General features: G+C 40.4%; 13 protein-coding genes. 8 read left to right on the forward strand and 5 right to left on the reverse strand.

All coding sequences use genetic code 11. From position 1 onward, the window contains the following. Nucleotides 1-333: 333 nt before the first annotated feature. Nucleotides 334-1,710, reverse strand: coding sequence for an NAD-dependent succinate-semialdehyde dehydrogenase (locus tag P20311_RS08985; RefSeq protein ID WP_008111956.1), 1,377 nt, complete (start codon nucleotides 1,708-1,710; stop codon nucleotides 334-336). A gap of 201 nt (nucleotides 1,711-1,911) precedes the next feature. Between P20311_RS08985 and P20311_RS08990 the strand changes: the two genes are divergently transcribed. The 3 genes from P20311_RS08990 (at nucleotide 1,912) to P20311_RS09000 (ending at nucleotide 4,096) form a co-directional block, all read left to right on the forward strand. Beyond that, nucleotides 1,912-2,946 carry a nitronate monooxygenase family protein gene (locus P20311_RS08990; RefSeq protein ID WP_008111959.1) on the forward strand — a complete coding sequence of 345 codons (1,035 nt, stop codon included), beginning with the start codon at nucleotides 1,912-1,914 and terminating at the stop codon, nucleotides 2,944-2,946. A 6-nt stretch (nucleotides 2,947-2,952) separates the two neighbouring features. Further along, the gene (locus P20311_RS08995) at nucleotides 2,953-3,519 is read left to right on the forward strand and encodes a Crp/Fnr family transcriptional regulator (RefSeq protein ID WP_008111961.1); all 567 of its coding nucleotides are present in this window, start codon (nucleotides 2,953-2,955) and stop codon (nucleotides 3,517-3,519) included. Between the two features lie 61 nt (nucleotides 3,520-3,580). Further along, nucleotides 3,581-4,096: a YgjV family protein gene (locus P20311_RS09000; RefSeq protein ID WP_008111963.1), complete on the forward strand. Its 516-nt coding sequence runs from the start codon at nucleotides 3,581-3,583 to the stop codon at nucleotides 4,094-4,096. A gap of 4 nt (nucleotides 4,097-4,100) precedes the next feature. On the opposite strand, the gene P20311_RS09005 is transcribed toward P20311_RS09000, so the two are convergent. Continuing rightward, the gene (locus tag P20311_RS09005) at nucleotides 4,101-4,619 is read right to left on the reverse strand and encodes an NUDIX hydrolase (protein ID WP_008111964.1); all 519 of its coding nucleotides are present in this window, start codon (nucleotides 4,617-4,619) and stop codon (nucleotides 4,101-4,103) included. A gap of 226 nt (nucleotides 4,620-4,845) precedes the next feature. On the opposite strand from P20311_RS09005, the gene P20311_RS09010 reads away from it, so the two are divergent. Genes P20311_RS09010 through P20311_RS09030 form a run of 5 tightly spaced genes read left to right on the forward strand, consistent with a single transcriptional unit; the run spans nucleotide 4,846 to nucleotide 10,393 of the window. Continuing rightward, nucleotides 4,846-6,186, forward strand: coding sequence for a sigma-54 dependent transcriptional regulator (locus P20311_RS09010; protein WP_008111967.1), 1,341 nt, complete (start codon nucleotides 4,846-4,848; stop codon nucleotides 6,184-6,186). Nucleotides 6,187-6,225: 39 nt separating this feature from the next. Beyond that, on the forward strand, nucleotides 6,226-6,435 hold the full coding sequence (locus tag P20311_RS09015; RefSeq protein ID WP_008111968.1) for a hypothetical protein: 210 nt from the start codon (nucleotides 6,226-6,228) through the stop codon (nucleotides 6,433-6,435). Nucleotides 6,436-6,458: 23 nt separating this feature from the next. Then, nucleotides 6,459-7,943, forward strand: a complete 1,485-nt coding sequence (locus P20311_RS09020; protein ID WP_008111970.1) for an ATP-binding protein — start codon at nucleotides 6,459-6,461, stop codon at nucleotides 7,941-7,943. A 1-nt stretch (nucleotide 7,944) separates the two neighbouring features. Continuing rightward, nucleotides 7,945-8,406 (forward strand): response regulator, encoded by a 462-nt coding sequence (locus P20311_RS09025; RefSeq protein WP_008111973.1) that lies wholly within the window; start codon nucleotides 7,945-7,947, stop codon nucleotides 8,404-8,406. A gap of 25 nt (nucleotides 8,407-8,431) precedes the next feature. Next, nucleotides 8,432-10,393, forward strand: a complete 1,962-nt coding sequence (locus tag P20311_RS09030; RefSeq protein WP_008111974.1) for a response regulator — start codon at nucleotides 8,432-8,434, stop codon at nucleotides 10,391-10,393. Nucleotides 10,394-10,401: 8 nt separating this feature from the next. On the opposite strand, the gene P20311_RS09035 is transcribed toward P20311_RS09030, so the two are convergent. From P20311_RS09035 to P20311_RS09045, 3 genes are read right to left on the reverse strand one after another with little or no spacing between them, the layout of a single operon-like run. Next, complete coding sequence (locus P20311_RS09035; protein ID WP_008111976.1) at nucleotides 10,402-11,412, reverse strand: LacI family DNA-binding transcriptional regulator; 1,011 nt, start codon at nucleotides 11,410-11,412, stop codon at nucleotides 10,402-10,404. Nucleotides 11,413-11,423: 11 nt separating this feature from the next. After that, the gene (locus tag P20311_RS09040; protein WP_008111977.1) at nucleotides 11,424-12,752 is read right to left on the reverse strand and encodes a glycoside-pentoside-hexuronide (GPH):cation symporter; all 1,329 of its coding nucleotides are present in this window, start codon (nucleotides 12,750-12,752) and stop codon (nucleotides 11,424-11,426) included. A 15-nt stretch (nucleotides 12,753-12,767) separates the two neighbouring features. Continuing rightward, nucleotides 12,768-14,102, reverse strand: a complete 1,335-nt coding sequence (locus tag P20311_RS09045; RefSeq protein WP_008111978.1) for a GH1 family beta-glucosidase — start codon at nucleotides 14,100-14,102, stop codon at nucleotides 12,768-12,770. Nucleotides 14,103-14,262: the final 160 nt, after the last annotated feature.

The following is a 14,262-nucleotide window of genomic DNA, read 5'->3' on the forward strand; positions in this document are numbered from 1 at the left end:
TAGGTACTCTTTTGAAAAGAAAAATATTCATTGAACATGACAGCATTATTAAAAGTATCGGATATTTTTCATAGGTATGTATATCAGCTATATGAAAAATTAGATTAATACTCTCTTAAATAAACTCATTTAATACATTTTGGTAGTGCTTTTAAGTTTGCGGCATTTTCTACAGCGAGCCATTCAGTTGAGTGTTAAAAATTCATCAGACAAAAAACACCGCGCTTGCTACAAGCGCGGTGTTTAATTTTACTAACCTGATACCTGATACCTGATACCTGATACCTGATACCTGATACCTGATACCTGATACCTGATACCTGATACCTGATACTAGCTGTGAATCATAATGCTTTTAACATTCACAAATTCGCGAATCCCAAAGCCACCATGCTCTCGGCCATAACCACTGTCTTTAACACCGCCAAATGGTAGGTTTGGTTGTGCCAAACCATAGCCATTAATATTAATCATGCCGGTATCAAAATACTTTTTGGCCAGTTCAATGGCTTTCTTCTCATCTTTTGAAAATATACCACCGCCTAGTCCATAGCGTGAATCATTAGCAATACGCATAGCGTCGTCGTTATCTTTGGCTTTCATCAAAGATGCGACAGGGCCAAATAGCTCGTCGTCATAAGCAGGCATACCCGGTGTAAGGTTTTCGAGCACAGTTGGTGGATAGTAATAACCCGTTTGTTGCGGTATTTCGCCGCCTACAATTACTTTTGCACCCGCATTGACAGAGTCTTGCACTTGCTGGTGAATTTTGTCGCGTAAACCTTCGCGTGCCATAGGGCCCAGTTCTGTATCTTCATCCATTGGGTTGCCCATTTTTATGGCCTTAAACTGCTGACTTAGTGCTTCCTTAAAGTCATTGTAGAGTGAATCGACCACCACAAAGCGCTTGGCTGCAACACAGGTTTGGCCGTTGTTGATAATGCGTCCTTGTAAACATGCTTTGACTGCAAGGGCTAAGTCCGCGTCATCAAGTACAACAAAAGCATCGTTGCTACCCAGCTCTAGCACGGTTTTTTTAACATGCTTGGCAGCTTGCTCTGCCACTTTTTTACCAGTGCCATCACTTCCAGTAAAGGTTACGCCACTAATAGCTGAGTGTGAAATAAGGGCGCTGGCAGTTTTACCATCAACTAGTAAGTTGCTAAAGCAGTGTTCAGGAAAGCCTGCTTGTAGAAATAGTGTTTCAATTTTCTCAGCCATACCAAATACATTACCAGCATGTTTTAATACCGTGGTATTACCTGCCATAATGTTTGCGGCACTGTATCTAATAACTTGATAAAGTGGGAAGTTCCACGGCTGAATACCCAACAGCACGCCGATAGGGCGATAGCTTATTATTGCACGACCGCCTTGCATGTCGCGCTCCTCGTCACTAAGCATGTCTGCGCCATGTTCCGCGGTATAACGACAAATGTCAGCACAAAGCTGTACTTCTTGGAAACCCTGCTCATAGACTTTACCCATTTCTTCGGTCATCAGTTTTGCTAAGGCTTCTTTTTGACTTTCAAACAAAGAGGCTAATTTATTTAGATATTGTGCGCGCTCGGTAAACGAGGTTAATCGCCATGTTAAGTATGTTTCATGAGATTTTTCGATCACTTGTTCTGCTTGAGCTTGAGAAAGCAGCGTATAGCTATTAATGACTTGCTCGGTTGCGGGATTGATCGTATCAACTGTGTTACTCATTTTACCTCCTAACAAATTATGTAATAGGGTAGCTGCAAAACCAAAGCCAGTTAGTTTTTTGATATTAAAAAAGTTATAACTATTTGTTAGTAATAGTTTTTACATTAAATATGACTAAAATCTAGATGTTGTTTGCTTGCTGTTTTTGCTATGGTTCTGTAAATACTGCAAGTTGTTGAAAAAGTTACAGGGAGAGTTCAGATGAAGCCATCATTGTTTAATACCGCTTTACCGATAATTCAGGCACCTATGGCCGGTGTTCAAAACGAGCAGCTTGCTCTTGCTGTAAGTGAGGCTGGAGGGTTAGGCTCTTTGCCTTGCGCTATGTTATCGCCAGCACAATTAGTTGAGCAGCTAGAAATACTTAGCCACAAAACAACGAAGCCGTTTAATCTTAACTTTTTTTGTCATACAGTTGCTGACTACACATCCGCGCAACAACAGTGCTGGCATGCATTACTTGCCGCTTACTTTACAGAGTATAAAATTGACCCGCAAAGCTTAACTGCAGGGGCTTCTCGTCAACCTATAAATCAATCGATTGTTGATATAATTGCACCTTATAAGCCAGCAGTTGTGAGTTTTCATTTTGGTTTACCTGAGCAAGCTATTGTGGCGCAAATAAAAAGCTGGGGTACTAAAGTAATTTCAACGGCCACTACCTTAGATGAAGCTATTTGGCTTAGTAAAAATGGTGCTGATGCCATAATTGCACAGGGTTTAGAAGCTGGGGGGCACCGAGGCCATTTTTTATCTATGGATTTAAGCTTGCAACAAAATACTGAGCAGTTAGTTAAACATTGTGTTGAGCATATATCACTGCCTATTATTGCTGCTGGTGGCATTGCTTCGGCCGGTGATGTACAGCGATTTAAAGCGTTAGGAGCCAGTGCAGTCCAAGTAGGGAGTGCTTATTTACTATGCAAGGAGGCAACAACATCGGCTTTGCATCAACAGGCTATTTTAGATCAGCAACAAGATGAGACCACACTGACCACATTGTTCTCTGGTAGGGCCGCTCGGGGTATTCAAAATCGAGTAATGCAAGAATTAGGTGCTATGCCAAATGGGGTTCCTGCGTTTCCACACGCCAGCAGTGCAATAACGGCATTAAGAAGTCGCGCTGAAAAAAGTGCTAAAAGTGATTTTTCGCCTTTGTGGTGTGGCCAAAAATATATTCCTAGGGTGGGTGTGTCAGCGGCTGATATTACGCATGCTTTAATGAAAAAATGGTAATTTTTAATGTCTGATAATCCACTTTTATCGCTTGGCGATAGTTATGAAGCGCTAGTAAACAAGTTTAAAGTGCAATTAGCTGGGAAGTATCCTCAGCAACGAATAGCGCCCAATACCGTATTAGTGCAACAAGGCGATGTACAAGGTTATGGGTATTTAATTGTTCAGGGGGTTTTAGGCGCTATTCATGACGATATAGACGGCGTACAAAAGTGTAAAGAGTTTTATTTTAAAGATGAATTTGCATTGCTGTTTGCCAATTGGATGACCTCAACGCCTGCGTTTTATCAATTAAAAGTGATTAACGAAGCAAGTGTAATTAAAGTACCACTAACACTATTTGAGCAAGCACAGTATCAACTGATTAAGCAGCAGCTTATTGCACAGCAACTTATTTTTAAAGAAGCTAAAGAGGCATTTTTATTACTAAATAGCCCCGAGCAGCGTTACTGTTATTTACTCAAACATAAACCCCATTGGTTGGCGCAGCTAAGCTTGAGCCAAGTGGCAATGTATATAGGTATTTCAGCTATTTCGTTATCACGAATTCGTAAGCGACTTAACTTAAGTTAAGTGCTGTTTTTATAAAGCACTATACACTCCCCATTTTTAAGCCTTAATGCCTTGGAGTGTTATGTTTATAATTGCCCAATCGTTGGTTGCAGTTGCCACTTTACTCGACTTAGCTTCATTTCAGTTTAAGTCCCGACGAATTATTTTAAGCTGTTTATTTACCTCAGTGTTATTAACCTCTGTACACTTTTTTATATTGGGTTTTAACAGTGCCGGCTGCTTAATGTTTATTGCCGCGGTGCGTTATTTTTACTGTATTTACTTTAAGCATACTTGGGCTATGTTTGGGTTTATGACAGTAAGCTGCTTAGCCGTTTATTTTACTTGGCAAGATTGGTTTAGCGCCTTTGCATTGGTGGCGACATTAATACAAACCATTGCTTCATTTCAAAATCGAGACTTGCACTTAAGGTTATGTATGGTGGTGGGAACCTCTTTTTGGATAACACATAATATTTTTGCCGGCTCACCAGTGGCAATACTCATGGAAAGCCTGTTTTTAAGTAGTAATTTGCTAGGACTATACCGCTTTTATGTGGTTAAAAAAACGCTGAGCGAACCGCAAACGCAGCCCTAAACACTTAGGTAAAAAATTGTGCCGCAATGGCTTTTAGTAGGTAAGTTTCGCGAATTATCGAAAGCCCTTGCTTGTCACTGTTTGCAAGTGTGCGTTCGTTATGGGCTATCGCCTGGAAAATATCAACCCATTTGGCCTGCATGCCATTTTGTTGTTCATAGTGTTCTAGCTGCGCTTGACCGAGTTGCTCATCAATTTGGCAGAGGTAGCAATATGATTGTATATGAATAATATCAAAGTCATCTTTATACCAAGGACGGTATTCCTCATAAAGCCCAAACTCACTGCAGATTTTTATATTTTGTGCGCCAGTTTCTTCACTCAGTTCTCTGATCAATCCCTGCTCTATGCTTTCATGTGGGTCAATCCCACCGCCAGGTAAACTAAAGTCGTCGTAGCGCTGAGTATACATAAGTAAAATGTGTTGTTGCTTAAATGCAATTGCGCGAGCGGTTGGGCGAGAAAATTGACGACCTTGCTCAATATTGATTGAGGGATGAATGTAGGTTTTTAATAAGCGCATAACAACTCCTGTAATAAAAATAAATTATATCAGTTGGTTGTATTAATTTCTTTAATAGGGATTTAATAAGCCGCATAAAATAGCGCTATTTCAGCGTCTATACAGCTATTTTTAATTAAACTGGCGGATTAAAAAATAAAGTAGCCGCGCTTTGTACCCTAATTATGTATATCTTTCATTTATATAAAAGGGTAAGTAGAATGGTAAAAAAGCATAGGGATTATTCATGTTAAATATACTTTTAGTCGATGACGACGTCGAATTCAGTGATGTTATTTGCCATATTGTTGAGTTTCTTGGCCACAACATTAATACAGCAACTAGTTTAAAAGAAGCGCACCAGTGGTTTGAAAATAATACTTTCGATCATGTGCTGCTTGATTTTATGCTGCCAGATGGCAGTGGCTTGCATTTATTAGATCATTTAAAAATGATTGGCCAATCGCCTAAAGTCACTCTTATTTCGGGGCACCCTTCAGTTAAAGGAATTTTAGCTGACATGTGTGAGCCTAATGTGTCGCATTTATTAAAGCCGCTGCAACGTGAAGATTTAGAATTAGTATTAAACGGCCCGAAAAAAACAGTTAAAAAGGCAAAAAGTGCCGCCATTACTCATCATTTTGATACGCTTATTGGCGAGTCTGCACCCATGCAACAGCTTTATACTATGATAGAGCGCGTAGCTAAAACCAATGCTAATGTCATGCTTATGGGTGAAAGCGGGGTAGGTAAAGAGGTGGTAGCGCAAGCCATTCATAATGCTAGTAAATGCGAAGGTCCACTGGTGGCGAGTAACTGTGGGGCACTCTCTAAAGAACTAATTGGCAGTGAATTATTTGGCCATGAAAAAGGCGCATTTACTGGTGCCATTGCCCGTAAAGACGGCGTGTTTGAACAAGCCGACGGTGGCACGTTATTTCTTGATGAAGTCACCGAAATGCCGATTGATATGCAGCCTAATTTACTGCGTGTACTCGAAACTAAAAAAGTAACCCGAGTTGGTGGAAATCGTGAGTTACCAGTAAATTGCCGTGTTATTTCAGCCACTAACCGCTCACTCACCGATTTAGCGCAGAACAATATATTACGTGAAGATATTTACTTTAGGCTCGCTGTTTTTCCTATTGATATACCGCCACTACGAGATCGAAAAGAAGATATTGCGTTACTTGCTAAATCGTTTTTAGGGCAGTTAAACGATGAAAACGGTACAGCGTTTGCTTGGGCTAATGAGCAGCTTAAAGAGCTTGAAACCTACGACTGGCCGGGCAACGTACGTGAACTTCGCCATGCCATTCACCGCGCTTTTATTATGAGCGACCCGCAAACCAGCACAATTAGTTTACCTGATAACTTAGAGTCGCCTTTTTCAAGGGTTAATACTCAACCTGAGGACAAGCAGGTATCAGCAGGGCAAACTATTGAAGAAGTTGAAAAAGAACTTATTCATGCCACGCTCGATAAAGTACAAGGGAATAAAACATTAGCAGCACAAATGCTGGGTATTAGCACTAAAACCTTATATAACCGTTTAAATGCTTATGGTGGTATTGGCGAGTATAAATAACCAGCATGTAAATTTAATCACAACAAAACGAGGACTTTAATGGCATCACCACAACAGGCAAAACCTTTGAATGAGCTGGTACACGACGCGCGTGCGCCGCTAAATCGTATTTCGATGAATGCCGAGCTGATTAAGCTAGTACTTGAAAACGATATGCCAAAAGATAAAGCGCTCGCCGCACTGGATAAAATAATTGCTAATTGCCAAGCGTGCAGTGACAGTTTACAGCTTATTTCAGAGTCGAAGTAACCCTAAATAATTCAGGATGATAAATGATTAAACGCAAACAGCAAGGCAAAGCAAATGTAGTATGGGCGTTATTTATCTCTATAGTGTTGTGTATTATTGTTGGTAATGCTTTTTTAGCCATTAATACTATTCAAGGGTTATCGCGTACCCAGCAAAGTTTAGACAACACTAATATGTTAAGCACGGCGATAGAGCAGCTACACCTTTCGGTAGTGCAAGCCGAGTCGGGACAGCGAGGGTATCTATTAACCCAAGCCGATGACTATTTAGTGCCGTATTACGATGCCATCGCACAAATAGAGTCTCAAACTAATCATGTGAGCGACTTACACTCAGAAATTGATGGCCAAGCGCAGCGTATTGCACAGTTGTTACTATTGGTTGAAGCTAAAATAGTTGAGCTTAAAAAAACAGTTAAATTAGCATTAAATGATAAAGAGCAGCGCGCCTTACTAATACTTAATTCACATGAAGGACGCGACTTATATAGAGAAATTCGTGAGCGAGTTAATGATATTCAAGAGCGCGAACTACTGTTTAAAGTCAGTCACTTTTCGAAATTAGCGCAAATTAAAAAAGAAGCAAAGATCACTTTTGGTATTACTGCAGTTACCAGCGCATTATTGATTTTGGGTATGTTTTTATTGGCGAGGCTGAATTTAAAAAATGCGGCCGTGTATCGCGCCGAGCTGGAAATGCAAAATGAAACCTTAGCGAGTAAAGTAACTGAACGTACCCAAGAGCTTACCTTGTATTCTGATGAATTAAGTCGCAGTAACCGAGAGTTAGAAGAGTTTGCCTTTGTTGCCAGTCATGACTTGCAAGAGCCGCTAAGGAAAATTCAAGCATTTAGCGACCGGCTTGAGAGCATGTTTAAAGACGAGTTAGGCGAAAAAGGTACAGACTACATTGCCCGCATGAAAAATGCCGCGCAAAGAATGTCTAATTTAATTAATGATTTATTAGAGTTTTCTCGAGTAACCACCCGAGGTAAAGATTTTACCGATACCGATTTAAACAGCATTTTGAATGATATAAAAAGTGATTTAGAAATAGCGATTAATGAGTGTAATGCACAAATTGTCACGGCTAATATGCCCGTTATTCAGGCTGATCCGAGTCAAATGCATCAGCTGTTTTTAAACTTAATTTCAAATGCGGTGAAGTTTAGAGGGCCTAACGTAGACCCTGTTATTAATATTGACTTTGAACGAGTGAGCGAGTTTAGTGAAGATCATAACAGTGAAATAAGTTGGCATGTAATTACAGTCAGGGATAACGGTATCGGTTTCTCAGATGAGTATGCGGATAAAATATTTGTACCATTTCAGCGCTTACATGGTCGCTCACAATACAAAGGGACGGGTATAGGTTTGTCTGTTTGCCGTCGAATTGTAGAGCGTCACGGTGGCTCTATTGCCGCGATAAGTACCCTAGGTGAAGGGGCAACTTTCATCATTAAATTACCCGTGGATGCAGAGTTATTCACATTAAAAGGAGAGGCATAATATGCCATTAACAACCGTAAAACCGATTACCATTTTAATGGCAGATGATGATGAAGATGATCGTTTGTTAACCCAAGACGCGCTTGCAGAAAGTCGCGTTTTAAATGAATTACACTTTGTTGAAGACGGTGTAGAGCTTTTAGAGTACTTAGAGCGCAAAGGCAAGTTTGAAGATAAAAGCATCTCGCCAAGACCAGGCTTAATTTTACTTGATTTAAACATGCCGAGAATGGATGGCCGCGAAGCACTTCAAGCTATTAAAGCGCATCCTAATTTAAAAGGCATCCCAGTGGTAATTTTAACCACCTCTAAGCAAGAAGAAGACATGGTTAAAGGCTATAACCTAGGCGCTGCGTCTTACATAACTAAGCCTGTTACGTTTGATGGCTTAGTTGAGTTGATGAAAACACTGGGTAAATACTGGGTTGAGTTTGTAGAGCTACCAAGCACGTTTAACGATTAAGCATATTATTAAAACAGGAGAGGCTATGTTAGCAAAGGCAACGAAACTGCTATTGGTTGAAGACGATGAAGATGATTATATTTTAACTCGTGACTATTTAGAGCAGCTCAGTTCCCATGTGTTTGACATAGAGTGGATAACTTCTCCTGAGCAGGCGGTGGAAGTGTTGAGTAAAAATCAACATGATATTTGCTTGCTTGATTATCGCTTAGGGGCATCTGATGGCTTAAGTGTGCTAAAACAAGCGCTTAAAAATGGTTTCTGTGGGCCTATTATTATGCTTACTGGGCAATCTAACGATGCCCTCGATTCAGCTGCGCTTGATGCTGGAGCCGTTGATTACTTAGTTAAAAGTGAAATGAGTGGTAGCCGATTTGCCCGCTCTATTCGTTATGCATTAGCACGTCGAGATGTGGAAGATGAGCGAGTGGAGCGTTTAAAAGCGGAGGCTGAAAACCGCTCAAAAGATCGCTTTTTAGCACATTTAAGCCACGAATTGCGCACACCGCTATCTTCTATTTTAGGCTATACCGAGTTGTTGATGCTTAGTGACTTTAACAAGCAGGCTGAAAACGAGCTAGGTGTGATTTATCGTAATGGTAAACACTTATTAAGCTTACTAAATGACGTTTTGGACTTATCTAAAATTGCTGTTGATAAGCTTGAACTCAGTTTGTCAGAGGTTAATCTTGATAGCCTAATGGCCGACGTATTTACGTTAATGCGCGTATCAGCGCTGGATAAAGGTTTATCACTAAAATTTGAATCACTGGAGCCTTTGCCACTAGTCGTTCGTATCGATGCTACTCGGCTTAGACAAATTCTTATTAACCTGATTAATAATGCGATTAAATTTACCGAGCAAGGCGAAATTGTGGTTAACGCATGGACTGATATGGTCGCTGAGCGTGAAATGCTATTTTTTAGTATTAAAGACTCAGGCTTAGGTATTGCTCCAGAAAAACAAGCCCTCATCTTTAAGCCTTTCGAGCAGATAGCCGATGTAGAGTCACGCTCAGTAGGTGGTGCAGGTTTAGGTTTAGCTATTTGTTCTGAACTGCTTAGTCGTATGCAGGGGGATATTTCATTAGACTCTCATGTTGGTGAAGGCTCAACGTTTACCATTTCCTTATACCCTGGTGATATCAGACAGGTAGAGCGCAATTTATTAAAACTTGATTTAACCCCCAATATGCAGCAAAAAGTAGCGCCCTGCCAAGTGAGCGGCAAAGTATTGGTGGTTGATGATTTACGCGATTTACGCGTGCTAGTTGGTCACTTAATTGGTTCGGCAGGCGCTGAGGTAGATTATGCTGATAATGGTAAGCAAGCACTCGACAAAGTAAAGAAACAACTAGCAGACGGGCACACTACTTACGATATTATATTTTTAGATATCCATATGCCGGTAATGGGCGGAAAAGAAGCTGCTATTGAGCTTAGAAAGCTAGGATTTAAAGGTGCAATCATAGCCTTAACCGCAGCAACTATGAAAGGCATTCATAACGAACTCAATGCGTTAGGGTTTGACGATATGATTGCCAAACCTGTGGATTCCCACTTGCTCTATCAATGTTTAGAATTAAGGCTTGGACAAAAAGATCAACCGGTTTCGCCGGTTCAGCCAATACCCAAACCGAGTAACGACAAAAAGTGCTTTCTATTAGTAGAAGACGATGCCGATGCCGCGCAAATTACCCAGTTATTATTAGAAAGCTTGGATGTAGATACCGATATAGCAACAAGTGTCAAAGACTGTAAAGCAATGCTTGAACATAACAGTAATTACGATAAAGTATTGCTCGATATGCATTTGCCAGATGGAACTGGTTTAGAGCTAGCAGGGTTTATTAAACAGCATTACCCTGACATTGAACGCGTCATTATTAGTGGTATGGAGCCTGATGCTGTGCATATCAGGCAACTAGAAATAGAGCAGGTATTGTTAAAACCAATAAATTTAGCATTACTCAACCAGCTTGTTTAACACCCCTATTAGCTTGATGTTAAAGGTTTAACCACAGATTGGCGTATAACTAACTCGGGCTCAAATAACGTTTGAATGGGGTGTACGCTTTTTTGATAAACATGACTCAGTACCCACTGCGCTGCCACTTTACCCATCTCATCGATAGGATAGTTTATAGTGCTCAACGGAGGGTACACGTGACGGGTAAAAAACACGTTATCGTAGCCGATAATAGAAAGCTGCGAAGGCAGTTGTATACCATGCTCTCTAGCACTCACCATGGCACCGGTTGCCATTTCGTCATTGGCACATACTAGGGCGGTAAATGCGGGGTTATTTTTATAAAGTGTAGCGAAGCCTTCGTAGCCACTTTCTTCGACAAAGTCACCTTCAAATAAATTACTTTTATCAAATTCAATGGCGTATTCAGCAAGTGCTTGTTTATGTCCGTTTAAGCGCTCTTGAGCATCTTTTTTCCACAGTGGACCGCTAATATAGGCAATCTCTTTATGGCCCGACTCAAGAATGTATTTAGTGGCTAAATAGCCACCTTTAGTATTATCAAGAATAATACAGCGATCGGCGAGCTCTTCAATGTAGCGGTTAAGCAAAACAAACGGAGTTTTGCCTTTACTTAACTTTATTAAGTATTCATCACTAATAGCTTCAACATGTAAAATAAGTGCGTCGCAATTGCGGCTAATTAAAAATTCGATGCCTTGTTGCTCTCGCTCTGCGTCACTGTGTCCTGCAGTAATAATAACGTGTTTACCTTGGTTTCTTAAGGTGTTCTCTATACCGCTCATCATTGGCCCATAAAATGGACCTTTAAGCTCTGAAACTAACAAGCCCGCGCTATTAGAGCAATTAGAAGCCAGTGATTGCGCAATAGAATTAGGACGGTAGCCTAGCTCTTCCATGGCTAAGGTAACCTTTTTTCTGGTTGCATCACTTACGTTTGCATTGTTGTTCATTACTCTTGAAACAGTGGCAAGTGACACCCCTGCAAGCTTTGACACTTCATAAATGGTGGCCATACTATTCCTTGCTACAAATTGCTTTTTTGTGTTAAATCGGCAGTGATTTTTTTAATGGTTTTATTATCTAGGCTGTATTTACTCATTATTAAAGCCACAAGTACACTGCCAATCGCAGGGTAGAGTGTGAATGAGGTTAAAATACCGTTTTTAGTTGCCTCGCTTAATTCGACATTGGCTTGATATTGATAATAAGCAAGTAACCAACCGGCAATCGCTCCGCCTAATGCAAGCCCCAATTTAATAAAAAATACGATGCTTGCGTAAACTAAACCGGTGAGTCGACGGCCATTCTGCCAGACTCCGTAATCAATAGCATCAGCCATTTTTGCCCATAATAAAGGCGTTGCCATTTGAGTGAAAAAACACCATAAAAAATACACTAAAAAAGCCAGTAAAACGTGTTCATTAGGGACAAAAAAAGCAAGGCAGCTCAATATGGCGGAAATATATTGCAGATAAACATAAGCCGCTTTTTTATCAAAGCGTTTACTTAAAGGTTGTGCGCAAGCGCAGCCTAAAATATTACCAATCATACCTAAGGTTACAAATTCGGTGATTAAATCTTCTTTGCCAAGCACATACTTTACATAGTAAATAGCTAGTGTCGTGCGCAGCACCATACTTGTCAATAATACCAGTGCAGCCATACATAAGATTTTAAACGGCTGATTTTGCCATAAAACGTGGAGTTGTGTTTTTAAAGATAATTTATGCGGCGGATTGATCACCCGCTCTTTGGTGTAACGAAAACAAATTAGAAATAACACCACGCCTAGGCAGCTCATAACCAGCATGGTGAGTTGATAGCCCAATTCGTTATTACCATCGCCAAACCATTTTACTAAAGGCAAGGTACAGCTAGTAACCAATAAACCACCCAGCATGCCAAATACAAATCGGTATGACTGAATGGAAACGCGTTCGTTAGGATTTCGACTTAATACACCGCCAAGTGCCGAATAAGGAATATTAATTGCGGTATAAACCAACATTAGTAGGGTGTAGGTAACGAACGCGTAAATAATTTTGTTGCCGTCATCAAGCGCAGGAGTAGTAAAGGTGATCACGCTGATAACAGCAAAAGGGATAGCAAGCCAAAGTAGGTAGGGTCGGTAGCTGCCGTATTTAGTATGAGTGGCGTCAGTTAGGGCGCCCATTATTGGATCTGTTACTGCATCAATAACTCTGACTACTAAAAAAAGGGTACCAACAACCGCAGGCGAAATACCAAATATATCAGTGTAGAAAAAAGTTAAAAACAGCATCACGGTTTGAAAAATAATATTACTGGCCGTGTCACCTAGGCCATAAGCTATTTTTTCTTTTTTACTCAGCATAAAAGCCACTCGTTATTATTTTTGGCGCTGTTTAAGAAAATCACGATACGCAATTGCGCTTTGTTTTAATGTACGTTGTTGAGTTTGGTAATCAACATAGACTAGCCCAAAGCGCTTTTCATAACCATAGGCCCATTCAAAATTATCCATTAAGCTCCATGCAAAGTAGCCTTGCACATTCACGCCTTGCTCAACTGCATTATGAACGGCATTAATGTGGCTATGGTAGTAATCGATACGTTGTATGTCATCTATTTTACCGTCTATTAATACATCGGCCATCGCTGCGCCGTTCTCTGTTATATATACTTTAGGTAAAGTGTAACGATCATTTAATGAAAGTAGTAATTCACACAATCCCTGTGGGTAAACTTCCCAGCCCATATCGGTGGTGGCAACATTCTTTAGAGGAACTTCGCTAAACCAATGATCTGGCGTATTTTTGTAATGAATACGAGTATAGTAATTAACCCCTAAAAAATCGACTTTTTGACTAATAATTGCCATATCTTCGTCGCCAATATGGGGTTTTACATCACTGGTAAGCTGATTAATTATCTTAGGGTAGCAGCCCTTTAATATAGCCTTAATATACCACTGGTTATGGTAATCATCGGCAAGCTCAGCAGCGCGTTTATCATTTATGGTGAGTGGGTAGGCAGGGCTAAAATTAAGCACTATACCGGCTTCTATCGTAGGGCAATTTTTACGTATCACCTGCATCGCGAGTCCATGGGCAAGCAGAAGGTGGTGCGCCGCTTGGCGTCCTGCTTTTTGACTTTTTATGCCTGGTGCGTGTACTCCTATCTCATAGCCTAAGTAGGCACTACAAAAAGGTTCGTTTAAGGTCGCATAAGAATCAACTAAGCCCTCTAGTTGCTGAGTGACTATATGAGTGTAATGAGCAAATTGGTAAGCTGTATCGCGGTTGAGCCAGCCACCACTGTCTTCTAAATGTTGTGGCAAGTCCCAATGATATAAAGTGACATAGGTTTTAATATTGCGCGCTTTTAGAGCTTGCAGTAGCGATTTGTAAAACGCCATACCTTGAATATTCAAGCTGCCATCTTGGTGTAAAACGCGCGGCCAAGAAATTGAAAGTCGATAAGCGTCTACAGCTAAATCAGCAATCATTTTTACATCTTGTTGCCAATATTCTATGTGTTCACACGCTTGGTTGCCGTTACTATTATCAGCAATGGTATTTGGCTGGTTACAAAAAGTATCCCAAATACAAGGAAGACGCGTATCGTAACCTCCCTCTATTTGAAAGGAGGCCGTGGCAACCCCAAAAATAAAGGGTGATTTTAAAAGGGCTGACGTGCCTGGCAACGAAATGGTTTTAAACACAATGAGATACGTCCTTACATTTGCAGTAATAATAAACTTAAAGTAATTAGCTAAGCAAAAATAATTGCCTAACATTGCGTGTAAGCGCTTACAATAATTTTGTAAATAAATTGATAAATTTTATTTGTATGTTATAAATGTAAGCGCTTACATTTGGTGT

Source organism: Pseudoalteromonas sp. BSi20311 (assembly GCF_000239875.1).
Classification (GTDB): Bacteria; Pseudomonadota; Gammaproteobacteria; order Enterobacterales; family Alteromonadaceae; genus Pseudoalteromonas.

What these genes read in the sequence shown, in the direction of transcription:
- P20311_RS08985 (WP_008111956.1), bottom strand. Translation starts at nt 1,710, where the DNA reads ATGAGTAACACAGTTGATACGATCAATCCCGCAACCGAGCAAGTCATT.
- P20311_RS08990 (WP_008111959.1), top strand. Translation starts at nt 1,912, where the DNA reads ATGAAGCCATCATTGTTTAATACCGCTTTACCGATAATTCAGGCACCT.
- P20311_RS08995 (WP_008111961.1), top strand. Translation starts at nt 2,953, where the DNA reads ATGTCTGATAATCCACTTTTATCGCTTGGCGATAGTTATGAAGCGCTA.
- P20311_RS09000 (WP_008111963.1), top strand. Translation starts at nt 3,581, where the DNA reads ATGTTTATAATTGCCCAATCGTTGGTTGCAGTTGCCACTTTACTCGAC.
- P20311_RS09005 (WP_008111964.1), bottom strand. Translation starts at nt 4,619, where the DNA reads ATGCGCTTATTAAAAACCTACATTCATCCCTCAATCAATATTGAGCAA.
- P20311_RS09010 (WP_008111967.1), top strand. Translation starts at nt 4,846, where the DNA reads ATGTTAAATATACTTTTAGTCGATGACGACGTCGAATTCAGTGATGTT.
- P20311_RS09015 (WP_008111968.1), top strand. Translation starts at nt 6,226, where the DNA reads ATGGCATCACCACAACAGGCAAAACCTTTGAATGAGCTGGTACACGAC.
- P20311_RS09020 (WP_008111970.1), top strand. Translation starts at nt 6,459, where the DNA reads ATGATTAAACGCAAACAGCAAGGCAAAGCAAATGTAGTATGGGCGTTA.
- P20311_RS09025 (WP_008111973.1), top strand. Translation starts at nt 7,945, where the DNA reads ATGCCATTAACAACCGTAAAACCGATTACCATTTTAATGGCAGATGAT.
- P20311_RS09030 (WP_008111974.1), top strand. Translation starts at nt 8,432, where the DNA reads ATGTTAGCAAAGGCAACGAAACTGCTATTGGTTGAAGACGATGAAGAT.
- P20311_RS09035 (WP_008111976.1), bottom strand. Translation starts at nt 11,412, where the DNA reads ATGGCCACCATTTATGAAGTGTCAAAGCTTGCAGGGGTGTCACTTGCC.
- P20311_RS09040 (WP_008111977.1), bottom strand. Translation starts at nt 12,752, where the DNA reads ATGCTGAGTAAAAAAGAAAAAATAGCTTATGGCCTAGGTGACACGGCC.